The sequence below is a fragment of the uncultured Microbulbifer sp. genome (genome assembly GCF_947504145.1).
Classification (GTDB): domain Bacteria; phylum Pseudomonadota; class Gammaproteobacteria; order Pseudomonadales; family Cellvibrionaceae; genus Microbulbifer.
In genome coordinates, this window is record NZ_CANNGQ010000002.1 from 706,399 (window position 1) to 724,801 (window position 18,403).

Annotated in this window: 18 protein-coding genes; 12 read left to right on the top strand and 6 right to left on the bottom strand. The window is 55.6% G+C overall.

The genetic code is table 11. From position 1 onward, the window contains the following. Positions 1 to 6 precede the first annotated feature (6 nt). The 11 genes from Q1A74_RS09575 to Q1A74_RS09625 all read left to right on the top strand — a co-directional run bounded on the left by Q1A74_RS09575 (position 7) and on the right by Q1A74_RS09625 (position 8,940). Positions 7 to 573 (top strand): DUF1249 domain-containing protein, encoded by a 567-nt coding sequence (locus Q1A74_RS09575; protein WP_299595117.1) that lies wholly within the window; start codon positions 7 to 9, stop codon positions 571 to 573. A gap of 52 nt (positions 574 to 625) precedes the next feature. After that, on the top strand, positions 626 to 1,429 hold the full coding sequence (locus Q1A74_RS09580) for a phosphodiesterase (RefSeq protein ID WP_299595119.1): 804 nt from the start codon (positions 626 to 628) through the stop codon (positions 1,427 to 1,429). Between the two features lie 210 nt (positions 1,430 to 1,639). Beyond that, entirely contained in the window at positions 1,640 to 2,329 is a 690-nt protein-coding gene (locus tag Q1A74_RS09585) for a hypothetical protein (RefSeq protein WP_299595121.1), read from the top strand. A 68-nt stretch (positions 2,330 to 2,397) separates the two neighbouring features. Beyond that, the gene (locus Q1A74_RS09590; protein WP_299595123.1) at positions 2,398 to 3,045 is read left to right on the top strand and encodes a YqiA/YcfP family alpha/beta fold hydrolase; all 648 of its coding nucleotides are present in this window, start codon (positions 2,398 to 2,400) and stop codon (positions 3,043 to 3,045) included. Positions 3,046 to 3,100: 55 nt separating this feature from the next. After that, on the top strand, positions 3,101 to 4,987 hold the full coding sequence (gene parE, locus Q1A74_RS09595) for a DNA topoisomerase IV subunit B (protein WP_299595126.1): 1,887 nt from the start codon (positions 3,101 to 3,103) through the stop codon (positions 4,985 to 4,987). A 200-nt stretch (positions 4,988 to 5,187) separates the two neighbouring features. After that, a complete protein-coding gene (locus tag Q1A74_RS09600; RefSeq protein WP_299595129.1) occupies positions 5,188 to 5,598 on the top strand; it encodes a DUF4279 domain-containing protein in 411 nt (136 codons plus the stop codon). A gap of 174 nt (positions 5,599 to 5,772) precedes the next feature. Next, positions 5,773 to 6,555, top strand: coding sequence for a hypothetical protein (locus Q1A74_RS09605; protein ID WP_299595131.1), 783 nt, complete (start codon positions 5,773 to 5,775; stop codon positions 6,553 to 6,555). An 87-nt stretch (positions 6,556 to 6,642) separates the two neighbouring features. Continuing rightward, complete coding sequence (locus Q1A74_RS09610) at positions 6,643 to 7,032, top strand: hypothetical protein (RefSeq protein ID WP_299595133.1); 390 nt, start codon at positions 6,643 to 6,645, stop codon at positions 7,030 to 7,032. A 136-nt stretch (positions 7,033 to 7,168) separates the two neighbouring features. Continuing rightward, positions 7,169 to 7,681: a hypothetical protein gene (locus tag Q1A74_RS09615; protein ID WP_299595135.1), complete on the top strand. Its 513-nt coding sequence runs from the start codon at positions 7,169 to 7,171 to the stop codon at positions 7,679 to 7,681. A 135-nt stretch (positions 7,682 to 7,816) separates the two neighbouring features. Beyond that, positions 7,817 to 8,125 (top strand): hypothetical protein, encoded by a 309-nt coding sequence (locus tag Q1A74_RS09620; protein WP_299595138.1) that lies wholly within the window; start codon positions 7,817 to 7,819, stop codon positions 8,123 to 8,125. Between the two features lie 155 nt (positions 8,126 to 8,280). Next, positions 8,281 to 8,940 (top strand): NADPH-dependent FMN reductase, encoded by a 660-nt coding sequence (locus tag Q1A74_RS09625; RefSeq protein ID WP_299595140.1) that lies wholly within the window; start codon positions 8,281 to 8,283, stop codon positions 8,938 to 8,940. A gap of 275 nt (positions 8,941 to 9,215) precedes the next feature. On the opposite strand, the gene Q1A74_RS09630 is transcribed toward Q1A74_RS09625, so the two are convergent. From Q1A74_RS09630 to Q1A74_RS09640, 3 genes are all read right to left on the bottom strand, one after another. Further along, a complete protein-coding gene (locus tag Q1A74_RS09630) occupies positions 9,216 to 10,274 on the bottom strand; it encodes an alpha/beta hydrolase (protein ID WP_299595143.1) in 1,059 nt (352 codons plus the stop codon). Positions 10,275 to 10,349: 75 nt separating this feature from the next. Beyond that, a complete protein-coding gene (locus Q1A74_RS09635; protein ID WP_299595146.1) occupies positions 10,350 to 11,267 on the bottom strand; it encodes a bile acid:sodium symporter family protein in 918 nt (305 codons plus the stop codon). Positions 11,268 to 11,435: 168 nt separating this feature from the next. Further along, the gene (locus tag Q1A74_RS09640; protein ID WP_299595148.1) at positions 11,436 to 12,053 is read right to left on the bottom strand and encodes a GNAT family N-acetyltransferase; all 618 of its coding nucleotides are present in this window, start codon (positions 12,051 to 12,053) and stop codon (positions 11,436 to 11,438) included. A gap of 451 nt (positions 12,054 to 12,504) precedes the next feature. Here Q1A74_RS09640 and Q1A74_RS09645 point away from each other — a divergent pair, with 451 nt between their 5' ends. Further along, positions 12,505 to 13,959, top strand: a complete 1,455-nt coding sequence (locus tag Q1A74_RS09645) for a DEAD/DEAH box helicase (RefSeq protein WP_299595150.1) — start codon at positions 12,505 to 12,507, stop codon at positions 13,957 to 13,959. 119 nt (positions 13,960 to 14,078) lie between these two features. Here Q1A74_RS09645 and Q1A74_RS09650 read toward each other — a convergent pair whose 3' ends face one another. The 3 genes from Q1A74_RS09650 to Q1A74_RS09660 all read right to left on the bottom strand — a co-directional run bounded on the left by Q1A74_RS09650 (position 14,079) and on the right by Q1A74_RS09660 (position 18,217). Beyond that, positions 14,079 to 15,395 (bottom strand): M20 family metallopeptidase, encoded by a 1,317-nt coding sequence (locus Q1A74_RS09650; protein ID WP_299595152.1) that lies wholly within the window; start codon positions 15,393 to 15,395, stop codon positions 14,079 to 14,081. A 167-nt stretch (positions 15,396 to 15,562) separates the two neighbouring features. Next, positions 15,563 to 17,164, bottom strand: a complete 1,602-nt coding sequence (locus Q1A74_RS09655; protein WP_299595154.1) for an AbgT family transporter — start codon at positions 17,162 to 17,164, stop codon at positions 15,563 to 15,565. A gap of 312 nt (positions 17,165 to 17,476) precedes the next feature. Continuing rightward, positions 17,477 to 18,217: an OmpW family outer membrane protein gene (locus Q1A74_RS09660; RefSeq protein WP_299595156.1), complete on the bottom strand. Its 741-nt coding sequence runs from the start codon at positions 18,215 to 18,217 to the stop codon at positions 17,477 to 17,479. Positions 18,218 to 18,403 lie beyond the last annotated feature (186 nt).

Genomic DNA, 18,403 nt, shown 5'->3' on the forward strand with positions numbered 1-18,403 from the left:
TCGATAATGGCGGTACCGGCAGGCACTGGCCGCAGCAAGGCAATATCGCAGGCACAAGGGGGCTCGAAAGAGCTACATGGCGGGCGCGGCAAGGAGCGTTATCGCGTCGATCTGCCTACCTATCACGCCGATTGCGATGCAAATTACCTGCGTCTGTGCAAACTGATGCCGGAACTGGCAAGTAACCAGAGCTGGTCCTACCAGATGCCCGACGGCACCCTGGAAGTGGCCGTATTAGAACGCAGCAGGTACACCACCGAGGTATGCCTGCAGGCCTCTCCGCTGAAAGGCGGTAGCGGTGAAAGTAGTGGAAACACTGCGGACAACAACTGGCTGACGCCGCCCCCCATTACCGTGCGCCTCTATCACGATGCGCGTATGGCAGAAGTGGTGGCCGTGGATGGTCAGGGGCCGGTAGGCGGTGACGGGCTGAATTTCAGCTACCCCAATCCGGCCATGCACAACGAAGACGAGCGCCAGCAGGTCAATCGCTATCTGAGCGAATGGCTGGCGCATTGCCTGGCAAACGGCCGCGCCGAGGTCGACCTCCCGTTTCGCGGACGTCAAACCTGAAGCCAGCCGGGCATCGCACAAGCGAACACGGATGTGACGGCAAGGTGAGACAGTGAATATCGAGGCAGTACAATCGGCACAGCGGCTGATCCAGGTCACCGACCCCCATATTGGCGGTCGGCCGGATTATCAGTTGCTGGGACTGGATACCGGGCACACCTTGAATGAGGTGCTGTCTGCCGTGTCCGGCGAAGCTGCTTCCTCCGATCTGTTAGTCGTCACAGGCGACGTCTCCGCCAATGGCTCCGAAGCTTCCTACCGCCGCTTTCTGCACAAAATGCAGCCGGTCACTACTCCCTGGTACTGGCTTCCCGGCAATCATGATAACGCCCAGAAAATGGACGAACTGGCCCCCAGGCGGCGGCCGGAAGTGGTCGCCCTCGGCAACTGGCGCCTGCTACTGCTGGATACCAGTGTGCCCGGGCAGATCAGCGGCGGGTTGAGTGCCGAAGAAATCGACCGCATTCGCGAATTACTGCGGGATAACCGCGAGCACCCGCTGATGCTCATGATGCACCACCAGCCGGTCCCGGTGGGTAGTCACTGGATCGACGGGCACATGCTGAAGCAGGGGCGCGACGAATTCATCGAGCTGGTAACCGGTGCAGAAAATGTGCGCGCGATCAGCTGGGGCCATGTACATCAGCAGTTCGACAGCCACCTGGGGCAGATCGGCCTGCACGCGACGCCTTCCACCTCGGTACAGTTCACCCCTGGCAGCGGCCCCTTTGCTGTGGATAGTGAAATGCCCGGCTACCGCTGGTTTGACCTGCGCGATGACGGCAGCTACGACACCGGTGTCGAACGCGTAGCCATCGCAGAATACAGTGTGGACCTGGCTTCCTCCGGATACTGATTCTGCGTCAACCGCAGAAGTTGGGCCAATCGTCCATTTGCACTTTTTAACCTGTCTTTTATGACCCCTCAGCCATGCATCTATCATAAGATGGCACGTGAATTCGCGGTTTAGCGGTACCGGATTCCTGCGGTAGAGTGGTGGCAAGTACCATACTCCGCCGACATCACACTCGAGCCTACAGACGTGCTTACCAGGAAGGAGGTCACCATGCAGACAATTCCCCCTACGATCTACAAGATAACCTTTTACAAGCAAATAACGTCACTGCTGCTTCTTGCCGTTGTTCTGTTGACGGGCTGCGCACAGCAACCGGTGGCCTCCCCGGAAGACGAAGCCGATGGCCTACTGCCTCGCAAAACCGGCCTGGACAGCGTCAGTGCTGCCTACGCCTTCGACCTGAGCGGCGCCAAGGTGTACCTGGAGCCTGTGGGCGTAGAGTACACCAAGCGTTTCCGTGGCGCCGGCTCACCATTGAGCGCAAAAGACTACGAACTTCGCGACAAGGACATGGCCCGATTACAGGAGGTAATGGGTGAAACGCTGAGTGAGCGATTTCTTGCGCCGCGCCGCAGCGAGCTGGTTGCCGACAAATCCGAAGCCGATTATGTGATGCAGCTGGATCTGAGCCGTTTTGCTCTCGGTGCGCCGCTCGACCCCCAGCCCTGGTTGTGGCGGGTCTATACGGACCAGAGCGCCTACGGGACCCTGTCCGGCGAGCTGCAAGACAGTAGCGGCAACCCGGTGATGCGCTTCAGTGACCGTCGTGATATCGGCGAGAACTTCGGTGGCCTCGGCCCGAGCGGCCGCTTCGAGCGGTTCAACCAAGTCACCTTCTGGCGTGATATGAAAGTGGACATGCGCCGGGCATTTGCCAGCCTGGATGAATCCCTGCGCTAGTACCTACCGAACCCAGTCGGGGAACTGCCGCCGGTACATCTGCCGGCGGCACCGCTATAATCCCCGCCATGTCACTACAAGATCCCTATAAAAAGGCCGAGCAGCCCTCCTCCGGTGAGCGCCCGCTACTGGTGTACCTGCACGGCTTTCTGTCCTCGCCGCAGTCCTACAAGTGTCAGGAGCTTAAAACCTGGTTGATGGAATTTCGTCCGGATATCGTGTTTTACGCACCGTTGATTTCCCCCTACCCGGAGAAGGCCGCAATGGCACTGGGCGCTGCCGTGGGAGAGTTTGTCGCACGGCATACGGGGCCCATCGGCCTGGTGGGCAGCTCTATGGGCGGGTTCTGGAGCACCTGGCTGGCCGAGCAGCACCAGCTGCCCGCAGTGGTGGTCAACCCCGCGGTCACGCCCTCACGCTTTATGCCCGGCTATCTCGGGCAAGATCTCAAACCCTACAGTGGCGAGATGCAGACCTATCGCCTGCAGCCCGCGGATGTGGATAAGATGCAGCAACTGGAAGCCGCCATACCGACCAGTCTGAGCGGGCGATACTGGCTGCTGGCGCAGCGCGGCGACGAGACTCTGGACTGTCGCGAGGCTGAAGCTTTTTATCGCAACCAGCGCCAGACTATTGAAGATGGTGGTGATCACAGCTTCCAGGGATTTGCCCGCTATGCCGAGGCACTGGTAGATTTCCTGTTTCCAAATAAATAACAATCCTTAAAACAACCCGCAAGCAGTAGGCGCCGGCTACGGCGAACAAGACTCTATGGCCAATTACTCCGCAGAAGATATCGAAGTATTGACGGGGCTGGACCCGGTGAAAAAACGCCCGGGCATGTACACCGAGACCACAAGGCCCAATCACCTGGCCCAGGAAGTGATCGACAACAGTGTCGATGAAGCCCTCGCCGGCCACGCCAAGAAAATCGAAGTGGTGCTGCACAAGGACCACTCCATATCCGTCAGCGACGATGGTCGCGGTATGCCGGTGGATATCCACCCGGAACAGGGGCGCCCCGGGGTTGAGGTGATCCTTTCCACCCTGCATGCCGGCGGCAAGTTCTCCAAGAACAACTACCAGTTTTCCGGTGGTCTGCACGGCGTAGGGGTGTCGGTGGTGAATGCCCTGTCCAACGTACTGGAGGTGACCATTCAGCGGGAAGGCAAGGTCCACCGCATCGGCTTCCAGAATGGCGACAAGGTTTCCGACCTGGAAGTGGTGGGGGAATGCGGCAAGCGCACCACCGGCACCAGCGTGCGCTTCCTGCCAAACCCGAGTTATTTCGACTCTTATAAATTTTCTGTACCGCGCCTGCGCCACCTGCTGCGCGCCAAAGCGGTACTCTGCCCCGGCCTCAACGTCACCTTTATCAATGAGCAGGACGGTGAGTCCGACCAGTGGTACTACGAGGACGGCCTTAAGGACTACCTGGCTGCGGCCAACCAGGGCTGGGAAGTGCTGCCGGCAGAACCGTTTGTCGGTGTCTTTTCAGCGGAGACCGAAGCCGCGGACTGGGCGGTGCAATGGTTGCCGGAAGGCGGTGAAGTGACCGTCGAATCCTATGTGAACCTGATCCCCACCGCCCAGGGCGGCACCCACGTAAACGGCCTGCGCGCCGGCCTGCTCGACGCCATGCGTGAGTACTGCGAGATTCGCAGCCTGCTGCCGCGCGGCGTCAAGCTGGGACCGGAAGACATCTGGAACCAGTGCTCTTACGTTCTCTCAGCCAAGCTCGCCGATCCACAGTTCTCCGGCCAGACCAAGGAGCGCCTGAGCTCCCGCGAAGCCACCGCGTTTATTTCCGGCGTGGCCAAAGATGCCTTCGGCCTGTGGCTGAACCAGCACACCGAAGACGGCGACAAGCTCGCCGAACTGTGTATCAGCAACGCGCAAAAACGCCTGCGCTCTGCAAAAAAAGTCGCGCGTAAAAAAGTCACTCAGGGCCCGGCGCTGCCCGGTAAACTCGCAGACTGCTCCAGCGGCGATACCAGCCGCTCGGAACTGTTTCTGGTGGAGGGTGACTCCGCCGGCGGCTCCGCCAAACAGGCACGCGATCGGGAGTTTCAGGCCATCATGCCCCTGCGTGGCAAAATCCTGAACACCTGGGAAGTGGACTCCAACGAAATCCTCGCCAGCCAGGAAGTCCACGACATCGCCGTTGCCCTGGGCGTTGACCCGGGTACCGATAATCTCGAAGGCCTGCGCTACAACAAAATCTGTATCCTCGCCGACGCCGACTCCGACGGCTTGCACATCGCTACCCTGCTGTGCGCCCTGTTCCTGCGCCACTTTCGCCAATTGGTCAGCAACGGCCACGTTTACGTCGCCATGCCCCCCCTGTTCCGTGTCGATATTGGCAAAGACGTTTATTACGCACTGGACGACGCCGAGCGCCAGGGTATCCTCGATCGCATCGCCGCCGAGAAAAAGAAAGGGAAGATTCAGGTAACCCGCTTTAAAGGCCTGGGTGAAATGAACCCCCTGCAGTTGCGCGAAACCACCATGGATCCGAATACCCGTCGTTTGGTGCAGCTGTATATCGACGACGGTGACAATAGCAATCAGTTGCTGGATATGCTCCTCGCGAAAAAGCGAGCGGGTGACAGGAAACAGTGGTTGGAAAGCAAGGGGAACCTTGCGGAAATCAGTTGATTTAAAAGCCTCGCAACGCGGGGCTTTTTTTGGGCGTCAGGGGGTAAAAAGTGATGCCTATATCTAGGCATGTGCCCAGTACAGGGGTATGGGTATATCTAGGCATTATGGGCGTATATAGGCACCCCATGCCCAGATATAGGCAATATGCCTATATCTGGGGCTTTTGAATAAAACTGTTAGCTCCTCAGGAGTAGTGAATGACAACCAATGAAGGAAGAGTTTATTTTGCTCTTGATGGAGAGGTTTTTGATCCCGATGAACTCACGGAATTTCTTGGCATAGAGCCAACCTCAATCCAACGGAAGGGAGCTAAAGTTCCAGGCAGAGTTCCGAAGACGAATTCGTGGCAATTCTCTACAGAAAATGTAGTTAACGATTACATCGATGTCTTTCACTTGTCTTCGCTGGTCATTGAACAATTAAAACCAAAGAAGGATCTAATATTAAAGGCAAAGGAAAAATTCAGCGTACTCCCAAGACTTGAAGTTGTTCTATCTCTTTCTATGAATGAGCAGCATTCAACGCCCGCGATTGGATTTCACGTGGAAACAATGGAATTTTTAGGTGAAATTGGGGCGTTCGTTGATATTGATACATACAAGCACTAGTGCGAAAGAGCTAACAAGGCCGGGCAATTTGCTCCGGGCCTACGGCCCTCCGCGGGACAGCTTACCTTGTGCACGTTTTGCGCGGGTCGCTACGCTCCTATTATTGCGCAAAACGTGCACAAGGTAAGCTGCCCCTGCCGGCGGCGTTAGCCCCTTCTGGTTCTGAGACATAGAATGGATATAGATTCTAAATCGATAAAAATTATAAAAGCCAAATACTGGAAAAATGGCTGGATAGATTCAAGTAAAAGGAATTTATCTGGCTCCGATGCCGAACACCTTTCTAACCATGGCTGGAATTTTGGCACTGTAAAGCTTAGCCATGACCAAATAATCAGTGACGTTGTCGAAAAATGTAGAGATATGAGCTTAAAGGATGGCGCTGCATTATTGTCCCAGTCGCTTTCAACAAGAAAGGTTCAAGATCGATCATTTATTTCTTCTGTAATTCAAGCCTCAAATATGCCAAAACACTCGCACACTACAAGTGATCGATGTCCAATTTGCGGCTTATACAATGAGGTCGAGATAGATCAAGATGTCCTACTGTTTGAAAAATTAATGTGGGGCGGGGTTCGTTTAACAAATATTGAATATGTTTGGCTTGACTTGAAATTGATAGATAGAAATTGCCACCAGAAGGCCAACTTCGAGGATCTTATAAATCTGGTAATGAGTTTCGAGGCAAGGAGTGACAAGCTGTCAGCTTCAAAATTTGCCGCATCTCTTAAAGAAGTTAAAGGCAACAAAGCTGAGCGTGAAATTCTCTGTAGTATATTGGGTGTTTGCAATATCCTTCAGCATCCTGAACATACAGGGTTCCTGTTGAAGTATCATCCGGCAAATGAGAGGCAACTGCCGAATCAGCACTTCATTGATTTAGAATGGCCCTTCTGCTGGTACAACAGTAGCTTTGGTGTTAACAAAGGCGCATTGGAAATACTAACCAACAAATAGGGCTAACAAGGTGCTGCTAGGGACAAACCTACGCTACGCTCCGGTTTTCCCCAGAGCACGGCGTTAGAGAAAACTAATCAAATCTTTATGAGAACTATCAAGCTATTCTGGGTCGGAATTTTATTTGGATTGGCTGCTTGTGCATCACTCCCAAAGAAAGAGTTCAGTAATATTGCTGATGTCGTAGAGGGGGTGTGGGGCTGGTCTGACACGAATGACTGTGTCGAGAATTACCATGAGATTGATATATCAAATAATCGGAAAAGAATGACTATAACATTTAGAAATGTGGGGTTTGCTAGTGAAACCGATTCTAGGAAAAAGTTTGAATATCAGATTTTAATGATTGGCCATAATATTATTTCAACGAAAATGGATGATGATCTAAGAGTCGATAAATTTGGTAACCCTGTGACGTGGAATTTAGTCTTGCTAGATAATAAGAATTATTGTTGGCAAAGGGGGGTGGGAGCCTGAGCAATGCACCGAAATAATCAACCGGTGCCCGCTCTAACAAGCAAAGCAGCAGGGCTGCGGCCGGGATATTCCATTGCGTGGCGCGTCCCTGTTTGCGGCGTTATGCGTGCAAAGTAAGTCATTACAAGGAGAGAGCATGAAAAGGTTGCTGGATGCTAATAGAGAGCTTCTGTTTTTTACTGTTGCTTTTATCGTTGTAATAGTGAATACAATAAACGTTCGTTACTTTGGTGAAAAGCTTGGTTCGTTTTCCGAAATCGCAATCCTGGCTGATTTCGCAATATTTCTACCGCTTCTGTATATTTTATTTTTCCGGTATGAGTTAAAGAAGGCGTTAGTGAAGTCTTTAGGTATTGCCTGCATTGGCTTTTGGGGAGCCAGTGTATTGGTGCCGGGAATACAGCAAGACATACTCTTAGACTATGGATTTATCCGTTACGTTGGGTTATCCGTTTTGGTGTTCATAGAAGTTAAGGTTACGTTTGTAATTTGGAAGGCGGTTTTTTCAGGTAAAGATCGAGATCAGATACTTAAAGAAGCCAAGGATCGAGCGGATATGCCGGAATGGGTTGCACGGCTCATGGTTTGGGAGGCCTCATTCTGGAAAAAGCTAGGTAGAGCCATCGGGATCGGCAAAAAGCGCAAATAGTACGTATCCCATACAAGGCCGGGCAGTTTGCTCCAGGCGTTCGGCCTTCCGTACTCCCAATATCGCGCAAAACGCACATGACATGCACAGGGTAGGCTACCCCTGCTGGCGACGTTAGCTGCACAGAGTAGTTTCATGAGAAAGAAACAATATAAAGCATCAGAAATTTACGAAGAAATTGGCCCAAATCTGGTCAGCTGCTGGATCACTTTATATTTAATGGGAGTTCTCTTTCTCGGATCTCTTGCTTCTACAATCCTTGGTGGCATTGGCTACGATACGATTTTGCTAGTTTTCTCGGGGTTGATTCTCGTGCAGGCCATACGCGGAATCGTACAATTGAGGGGTTTACGAGTAAGGCTTCAGAACGATCCTGAATCGGTTCGCATGTCAGATGTACTGGCTGCACCAAGTTTCAAGGGTATTTATGCCTTCGTCAGGTAGCAGGTTGTTCTACGGTCCTTCAGGCCTTCGCGGGGCGACTTACCTTGTGCGCATTTTGCGCGGCGCGCTGCGCTCCCAAGTTCGCACAAGATGTGCATAGCATTGATCGCCCCTGTTACGGGGGTATGCAATATTTCAATCAGATGGAGCTCGAAATGAAATTCTTGGTCTTCTTGGGCACCCTGCGGGATAGTACGCCTCCGACGCCGGCACGCCTGGGGGTTAGGGTTACAGAAGCAGTTTTGGAGTGCCTGAAAAGTCGATATGCCGAACATGACGTTGAGTTGGTTGATGTTCTGGATTATCCGCCAGAATCCGTCTTCAAGCCGCACTTTGCTTACCCTCGGAGCAAGGCACCTTCCGCTCTAAACCAATTGGCAGAAAAGATAGAGAGTGCCGATGGATTCGTTTTGGTTAGCCCTGAATATAACCATTCAATGAGTCCGGCGCTTGCCAACTTGTTGAACCACTTTGGCAGTTCCTTGTTCTCCTACAAGCCAAGTGCGATTGTTACCTATTCAGCAGGCCAGTGGGGCGGGATGCGTGCAGCGGTCGGCATGCGCACGTTTCTTTCAGAGCTGGGCTGTCTGCCGGTTTCTGCAATGATACATGTGCCCAAGGCTCAAGAAATATTTACGGCGGATGGCTCATTGCAGGCGCAAGAGGATCAAGGCTCCTGGTTCGATTATTTTGGTCGGACATTTAACCAACTGATTTGGTGGGCACAGGCAGCGAAGGGCCATCGAGCGCAGGTTGATCCGCATAAGCTGGTAAGAGATTTCAAGACGGACCCATCCCAACGCAATGCACCATAATCGGGTGTTATGCGTCATCGAGTTTATGAGTGTCGAGATAGATACAATTAGACAACTGGAGCAGAGAAAGCAGTTTCTTTTGTTTCCAGTATCAATTGCGTTTACGTGTGTTTGGATAGCGCTGCATGTATTCCATGTGAGAAACCACATCTATGTATCGGGAATTCACCTTTGGGGTGTTTCGAAGTACATCTGGCTGACTACCACTTTCGTGCAAGTGCAATAAGTAAGCCGCGTCTGATTGCGCCTTTCCCCGGAGTAGGGCAACGGGTTCCTTACTTTAGACTCCCCCTGATGAACACAATCATGTCGTTTAGAGTATCCGGTGCGTCTGCATCAAAACAGCTGCCCAGGTACTCATTGCACCCGGTGTCCAGAAACGCGTGATTTTTGTCGGGATACTCTTTGTACTTCACCCGTTGGCCGGCGGAATCAAGTTTTTCTACAAAGGCGTTTACTGCCGCAGGCGGTGTTGTGGTGTCTTTGCTACCTACACTTGCAAAGATCGGGGGCAGCTTTTTATCTTCGGCACTGGGGATCAGATGTAGTGGGGATGCTGCGCGGTAGAGGCGGGGGCTATTTACGATGTTGTACCCCTTACCAAAAATTCCGCGGGGTTCGGCACCACCCATTTTCCAGAAGAAGTTTCCCGCGGACTCCAAGCCCCGCTTTGCTCGACTTTCCAGGTCAAATACACCATAGCTGAGAACCGCCGCCTGCACGCCCAGCGCTCCGTGTTCAGCTATTTGCTCCGCTGTTTTCCCGGGGGGAATGTACGTCGGCCGGAATGCGAGATTATCCGGTGAAAATGGCTTGCTGCTCAGCTTGTCTCCTGCCAACACCACCATGGCGCTCAGGTGACCACCGGCGCTATCGCCCGTGACTACGATGCGTTCTGGGTCACCGTGATATTGGGCAATATGCTCTTTTACCCACAGGACGCCACCGAGGGCATCTTCGATGATGTCGTCCATGGTGGTGGTGTTGTTGTTATCACCCAGAAGTCGATAGTTCATGTTTGCCACGACAAATTCTCCGTGGCTGGCCAGGTATTTTGCCGTGGACTCCATAATGCTGTTGTTGTTGATCAGCCAGCCTCCGCCGTGATAGATCACTACGACCGGGTAGTTTTGGCGCCCGGTATCAGGAACGAATATGTCGGCCGTCAGGGTTATATTGCCGGCCCTTGCCCAGCGGATATCCCGGTGTGCGAGGAGGGGCGTTGGAATTCCTGCTGGTGATACGGTGGGTGCCTCTGCGAGTGCGGAAGGGGTGCCAGGGATGAGCAGAAAAACAGCAATGATCAGTGACTGAAGGTGGGATGGCAGGGGCATGAGTGACCTCACTTTTTGCTATGAGGTCACTCTAAGGGGATTTCGGGGCGTACGCCAGATACCGTCGAGCCGGTGTTATCCCACTTTCGCAGCGTGGGATGATTCGGTTGCCGTTTTCGATGGCGATGAACTGCTTTTGACAAATCGTCTTCCGTACGCCGCTAACAAAAAGCCGATGGGAAACATGATCACGCCGTAGATGGCGGAGGGTACTGACATATCGCTGGACTGCAGCAGCGTCAGTGTCACCATCAACCCGAGGGTGCCGTTTTTGATCCCCAGTTCTGTGGCGACGGCGAGGCGCTCGCGGCTTCCCAGGCCCGCCATACGAGTGCACAGCAGGCCGACGGCTATGCCCAGTATGTTCAGAGCGATGGCGGCAGGGCCTGCCTGAATCAGCAGGTCGACAACACGGTCGCGCATCCCATATACGATGCCGGCAATCAGGGCGGCCAGCACTACACCGCCAAATATACTCACCACGCTTTCTGCGCGCGCGGCCAGTGCGGGACGCAGCGCTTTGACACCCATGCCGATGGCGACCGGTAAAAGCACGATCGCGGAAAGCATCAGCACGGTTTTGCCCAGCGGCAGGCTGATCTCTTGCGCAGTGCCAAAATAGAGCTTGAGGGCAAAGTTGGCGAACAACGGAATGCTCATGATGGTGATGAGGCTCGCGGATACCGTAAGCACAATGGACAGCGCCACATTGCCTTTTGCGAGCAGGGTGAACAGGTTGGAGGTGGTACCGCCGGGGCAGGCGGCGATAATCACCAGGCCGACAGCCATTGCCGGGGGCAATTGCAGGACCCAGGCGAGGGCGAATGCCAGCAGGGGCATGACCAGAATCTGAGCAATGGTGCCGAGGATCAATCCAGCGGGTTTTACCGTGACCTGATGGAAGTCCCGGGCGGTGAGGGTCATGCCGATGCCGACCATGATGATGAACAGAGACAGGGGGAGTCCGATTGAGATAAGCGGGCTGGATTCCATGGGAAGCTCCAAATTTATTATTCGATCTTATTTTGTATAGCCCAAACTGCCGGAGCTTCCATCGGTTGGCAAGTTTTCTGAGGACTTTGTGTTGGCGGTATCGGAGGCTGGGTGCGAAAACGACGGGCTGTTTGCCCGCCGTTTCCTTAAGCCCATCAATACGCCGCGTTAGTGGAGGCTAAGGGAGTAGCGCAGGGTGGTGTAATCGTGGGGATCCGCCTTACACGCGAACCCCAGTTCCCGTGCTACGTGGTCAATGGCGCTATTGCTGGCAGATTCGATGGAGTAGATCTCGTCCAGCCCATCTGCCTTGGCCGCATCCACCAGCTCCTGAAGCAGGAGTTTACCCAAGCCGACATTTTGCCAGTCATCGGCTACTACCACGGCACACTCGCAGGCGTGACCGTCCGGGTCGCAGGCGAAATTGGCAACACCTACGGCGTGCATCGTACCGGCCTCGTCCTCATGCAAAGCAATAAACGCCTCGTGCTGGGCATCGTTGTCGGTAAGGATACGCATCAGGTGCTGGGTGACGCGCCCAATCCCGCCGAGAAAACGCATACGACTGGAGTCTGGTGACAGGCTTTCGATCATTTCTCGCTCCATATTGCCATCTGAGGCCTGAACCGGGCGAATGGCCACTTGGCGGCCGTCACTCAGGGTGTAGCGGAAAGCGCCGGCCTCACGGCCATTGCCCGAATACGCTCGCGACGACGACTCCATCGTCGAGGGTGGTGTTGAGGCTCGTGTAGGTATCGTTTGTGAGGTGCGTGCTGTACTAGACATGATGTGCCCTCCCCGTTTTGCAGTGGAGAAATATTACGGTCGGGCAACCGTGGTCGAAAGGTTCCACTGGTTAACGGCGGGAGAAAGGAACCGAATAAGGCGTTTATTGTTACTTCGGAAATAAAACTGGGCAGTCTGCCGCCCTGTGGTATAGTGCCGCGGCTGGCGCTACTGCCAGTTGCGTCATCTGTAGGCCGGATTGATTTTCGGCTCATTTCTGGAACACAGTGCTACACAGTGTATCCGATCCCCTTCTACTGAATGCCGCACCATGCCGAATGAGAATTTTCGGCCAACGCCTCTGGCGGCAACCAATCTCAGCTCCGTGGAACATCGGCCTTATCAAAGGCACGGCGGATTGAGTATTCCAATTTTTGCCCTGAGCGACAGGCTTGGGCGTAACGCGGGTCGGTGTGATTGTTCCCCCGGCCGCCCTCAATAAAGAACCTCTATGTTATTTGAAGATCTCGGCCTAGCGCCGGAAATCGCCCGCGCCGTTGCGGAGCAGGGCTATACCAAACCGACCCCGATTCAGGAGCAGGCTATCCCCGTCGTAATGCGCGGTGGCGATGTGATGGCGGCGGCACAGACCGGCACCGGTAAAACCGCCGGCTTCACCCTGCCGTTGTTGCACAAACTGAGCGCAGGCAAGCGCGCGGGTAACAATCAGGTGCGCGCTCTGGTACTGACCCCGACCCGCGAACTGGCGGCGCAGGTATTCGACAATGTGCAGAGCTACAGCCAGTACCTGCCCATGCGCCACTCGGTGGTATTCGGTGGAGTGAAAATCAATCCGCAGATGATGCGCTTGCGCGGTGGTGCGGACATCCTCGTGGCTACCCCCGGTCGTTTGCTGGACCTGTACAACCAACGCGCGATCAAGTTTGACCAGCTGGAAACGCTGGTACTGGACGAAGCCGACCGCATGCTGGATATGGGCTTTATCCACGACATCAAAAAAATCCTGCGTGCGCTGCCGGCCAAACGTCAGAACCTGCTGTTCTCCGCGACCTTCTCTCCGGAAATTCGCACCCTTGCTAAAGGGCTGGTCAATGATCCGGTAGAGATCGATGTGAGCCCGCGCAACACCACCACCAAGACCGTGCAGCAAAAACTGCACCCGGTGGATAAGTCCCGCAAGGCGAATCTGCTGTGCCATCTGATTAAGGAAAATGGCTGGCATCAGGCGCTGGTGTTCAGCCGTACCAAGCACGGTGCCAACCGGTTGGCCAAACAGTTGGAGCAGAACCGGATTCCGGCAGCGGCGATCCACGGTAACAAGAGCCAGAATGCGCGTACCAAGGCGCTGGCGGATTTCAAAAACGGCAAGGTACAGATCCTGGTTGCGACAGATATTGCTGCCCGCGGTATCGATATCGATCAGCTACCTCAAGTGGTGAATTTTGATTTGCCGAATGTGCCCGAGGATTACGTGCATCGAATCGGCCGTACCGGCCGTGCCGGTGCCAGCGGTCAGGCCGTTTCCCTGGTCTCGGCCGACGAGGCCAAGCAGCTTTGGGATATCGAAAAGCTGATCAAGAAACCCATCGAGCGCGAAGAGATTGAAGGCTACGAGCCGGATCATCAGTTGCCTGCTTCCGGTGGCAAGCCCGGCAAGGGCAGCCAGGTGCGTCGCGGTGGCGGTGGAAATGCTAGCGGGAATGGTGGCGGAAACGCCGGCCGCAATAAGCCGGCAGGCAACAAGCCCGCCGGTGGCAGACGCGGTTCGAGCAACCGGGCGTCCGATGGCCGCTCGGAAGGTCGCTCGGAAGGTCGCTCGGAAGGTCGCGGCGGCAATGATCGCTCGGGCAATCGATCTGGCGGCAACGCGAATGGCAATGGCAACGGTGCCGCAAAGCCGGGGCAACGTCGTCGTCGGCCGCGTCGGAACACCGAATCTGCCTGACTGCTAGGAACCGGCGCTGTGTAACAGACAGGGCCAGCAAAAAAGGGCCGGCTGACGTGAAGTCTCCGGCCCTTTTTTTCGGCTGTCAGAAATTGGTTTCCGCGTGCCCCAGTACCGACTTAATTTTTCTGGCGATCGAAATAATCCAGTGTCAGCTGGGTAATCGCCTTGGTGCCAATTGCCAGTGCGCTTTCATCCACGTAAAAACGCGGCGAGTGATTGCTGGCAGCGGTGGCCGGGTCAGTGCCTTTCGGGGTGACGCCGAGGAAGTAGTAAAAGCCGGGGATCTCATTGGCGAAGAAGGAAAAGTCTTCGGCACCGGTAATTTTCGGAATCACCATCACCTTGTTGTCACCCGCCGCGGCCTTGAGTGCGGGGATAGCGGCTTCCGTCAGCGCCGGGTTGTTGACGGTGACCGGGTAGCCTTCCAGTATTTCCACTTCTGCACTCGCGCCGCTACTTTCGGCAATATTCTCCGCGGTTATCTTCAATCGCTTGAAAATTTCCTGGCGGTTATCCATATCGAAGTTGCGGATGGTGCCGTTCAGGTAGACGCTGTCCGGAATAATATTGTTGCGCACACCGCCGTCGATCACGCCGAAAGAAACCACCGCGGGCTCCTTGGTGATGTCGATCTGGCGGCTGACGATGGTCTGGGTGCCCATTACGATCTGGGCTGCGGCGGTAATCGGGTCGACGCCGCCCCAGGGGCGGGAGCCGTGGGTCTGGCGACCTTTCACATTGATGCGGAACTCATCCGAGCTCGCCATCAGCGGGCCGGAGCGGTAGCCGATCACGCCGACGGGCAGGCTGGAGGTGACGTGCTGGCCGAAGGCCACGTCCGGTTTGTATTTTTTAAACAAACCTTCTTTCAGCATCAGTTCCGCACCGCCTTCCTCTCCGTCTGGCGCACCTTCTTCCGCGGGCTGGAAAATAAACAACACGTTGCCGGCCAGCTCATCGCGCATCCCTGCCAGCACCTGCGCGGCGCCCATCAACATGGCAACGTGGGTATCGTGGCCACAGGCATGCATTACGCCCACTTCTTCGCCGTTGTATTCGGTCTTGGCCTTGGAGGCGAAGGGGATATCCACCTGCTCGGTGACTGGCAGTGCATCCATATCGGCGCGCAGGGCGACGGTGGGACCGGGCTTGCCGCCTTTCATCAGGGCGACGACGCCGGTGTGGGCGATACCGGTTTCCACTTCCAGTCCGAGGGATTTCAGGTGTTCGGTGATGTATTTGGCGGTTTCGAACTCGCGGTTGCCCAGCTCCGGGTTCTGGTGCAGGTGGCGGCGCCACTCGACGACCTTGTCTTCAGTCTGCTTCAACTGTTTGTCGGCGTCAGCTGCTTGCGCTGTAGAAGCCAGGGCAAGTGCGGGGGCGAGAGAAACAGAGAGGGCGAGGAGTGCTTTTTTGATCGGGTTATTATTCACAAGGAATTCCTGTGTTGCAGTACATGACCAGTGGTGAGGTAACCATGCACTGCTGCAAGAATCAATCCCAGCTCCCGAGTGCTGCGGTGGGCCGTGCAACCAGGCGTAAAAAAACCGCGCCGGAAGGGCGCGGTTTTAATAGGAAAGGTGATTCTCTCCGGGGCGACTTACATGGTGAAGTAAGTGGCTGCTCCGGGCCCAACGGGCATACCTGCGACAAATACCCACAGGAAGAACAGCGCGGTCCAGCCGATAAAGAAGAAGATGGAGTAGGGGATCATGGTGGCAATCAGTGTGCCCATGCCCAGGTCTTTCTTGTAGCGGGTGGCGAAGGAGACGATCAGGCCGAAGTAACTCATCATCGGGGTGATGATGTTGGTAACCGAGTCGCCGATCCGATAGGCCGCCTGGATCACTTCCGGGGCGTAGCCGAGCAGCATCAGCATCGGCACGAAGATTGGCGCGGTGACGGCCCACTGGGCGGAGGCGCTGCCGAGGCTCAGGTTGACGATGCCACACATCAGGATGAAGAACACGAACAGTAGCGGGCCAGTCAGGCCGATACTCTGCAGGGCCTCGGCACCCAGCACCGCGAAGATGGTGCCCAGGTTGGTCATCTTGAAGAAGGCCACAAACTGCGCGGCGAAGAACACCAGCACGATGTACATGCCCATGGTGCCCATGCTCTTGGACATGGCGTCGATCACATCGCGGTCATTCCGCATGGTGCCCACGGTCTTGCCGTAGACAAAGCCCGGAATGGCGAAGAACACCACGATCAGCGCCACAATGCCTTTCAGGAAGGGCGAGCCGGCTACTGCGCCCGTCTCCTGGTTACGCAGTACACCCCACTCGGGCACGATGGTGAGTGCCAGCAAACCGCACACACCAAGAACCGCGAGGCCTGCATATTTCAGGCCGCGTTTTTCCTCGGCGGTGAGCTGGGTCATCTTGTCTTGAGACAGGTCCACGGAGGCTTCGCTGTTGTCGTACTTGCCCAATTTGGGTTCGACGATCGCCAGGGTCACCCAGCTACCGAGGGTAGTGATCAGAAAGGTACTGATGATCATGAAGTACCAGTTCACTTCCGGGCCCACCACATAATTGGGGTCGATCATGTGCGCGGCGGATTCGGTGATTCCCGACAGCAGCGGGTCCACGGTGCCCAGTAGCAGGTTGGCGCTGTAGCCACCGGATACACCAGCGAAGGCCGCAGCCAGGCCGGCCAGTGGGTGGCGGCCGAGGGAGTGGAAGATCATCGCGGCCAGCGGAATCAATACCACATAACCCAGTTCAGACGCGGTGTTGGAAATGATGCCGGCGAATACCACGATCACCGTGACCGTGCGTTTGGAGGCCTTGAGCACCATGCCGCGCACGGCGGCAGACAGCAGCCCCGAATGTTCGGCAATACCCACACCCAGCAGCGCTACCAGAACGGTGCCCAGTGGAGCAAAACCGGTGAAGTTGGTTACCAGCGTGGTGACGATGGTCCTGAGCCCCTCGCCGGAAAGCAGGTTGACTACATGAATGACCCCGTCAGCGGCGCGGCCAGCAGCGCCCACCGGGCGCGGGTCTTCCACTGAGAGCCCGAAGAAAGCGGCGATACCACTGAGGATGACGACGCCCACCGCAAACATGGCGAACAGGGTAATGGGGTGGGGGAGCAGGTTGCCCAGCCACTCGACGGTATCGAGGAAGCGGGTAAAGGCTGTTTTCTTGCCAGATCCGGCGGGCTGGATGTCACTTGAGGAAGTGGATGTCGTCATTATTTCTCCTGTGGCTCGCCTGCCGGCTAAAAAATGATCAGTGGCGCGCAATCATACATTGGAAATGACAGCGATGCCATTTGGGCAGCGAGACCGGCTTTTATTCTCTGAGTATGCAATTTCCGGGCAATGTTCCGCCCAATTATCGGTTCATAAAAGGACATGCTGCCAGTTTTTTGGCGCAGAATGCAATGTCTGTCATGGTGTGGACAGCTGAATACGGCGTGAAACTGAGGGAGAAGCAGGGTAGCGGGGGTTGTGGGAGCCGTTCCTCGTGTACGGGCACCGGGGGCCCGCACACGACTCTCGAGGTCAGAACTTGTAACCGAGTCCCACCGAGTAAACCCAGGGGTCTACATCGACATTGGTAGTAATACGGGTGTTGTAGCCTTGGCTGGTGCGGAAGTCGATCTTTGCCTTGGTGTCGATATCCAGGTACCAGACGGCGGCGTTGAACAGCCAGTTACTGTCGCGGCCAAACTGGATGTCGATCCCCAGTTCACCGGCCAGCCCCCAGGAATCGTCCAACTTCAGGCTCGCGTTACTGGATGCATCGAGTACGTCCTCAAAATACTCCTGCGCAACATTACTGATATCTTCATCCATAAAGGTGGTGAAGTTCACGCCGATACCTACATAGGGCTGCACCCAGGACTCGGTGCATACCGGGAACCACTGTACGGTGAGGGTGGGCGGCAGATGTTCGATACTGCCGAGGTCCACTTTGCCCAGCAGTCCCCCGGTGGCGGGGTCTGGCAGACCGGCTACTGCCAGGTCGTGCTCGAACGGCAGTGCCGCCAGCAGACCGAGGCCGAAGTGGTCGGCGAACAGCCAGGTGGCGGTAAAGGTGGCGCTGTCACCGTCATCCACATACACACGGGTGTCTGGCAGGGTGGTGGTGTTGTCGATGCGCAGCCAGTCGGAGTCGTCATCCGGGTCGACGAGCCCCCAGCCGATGCGGACGACCACATCGCCCTGTTCGTAATCGGCGAGGCACTGGCCGGCGCCGAGAACGGCCGCCAGTGCGGCGGATGTGAGAATGGCGGCTTTCATGAGTTCGCTCCTTGAACTTCTTGGGGGTGTGGCGCAACACTTTTAGTCTAGCCGGGAGTTTCATTACGCAATATTTTTGCGTTTACTCTGGTGTCAGCCTGTTGGCAGTTGCCGGGCCGGTATCTCAGCGCAATAATGTGATCACAAAGTTTGACGTTTTATTCCGTTGTGCGGTACTGCTTGGCG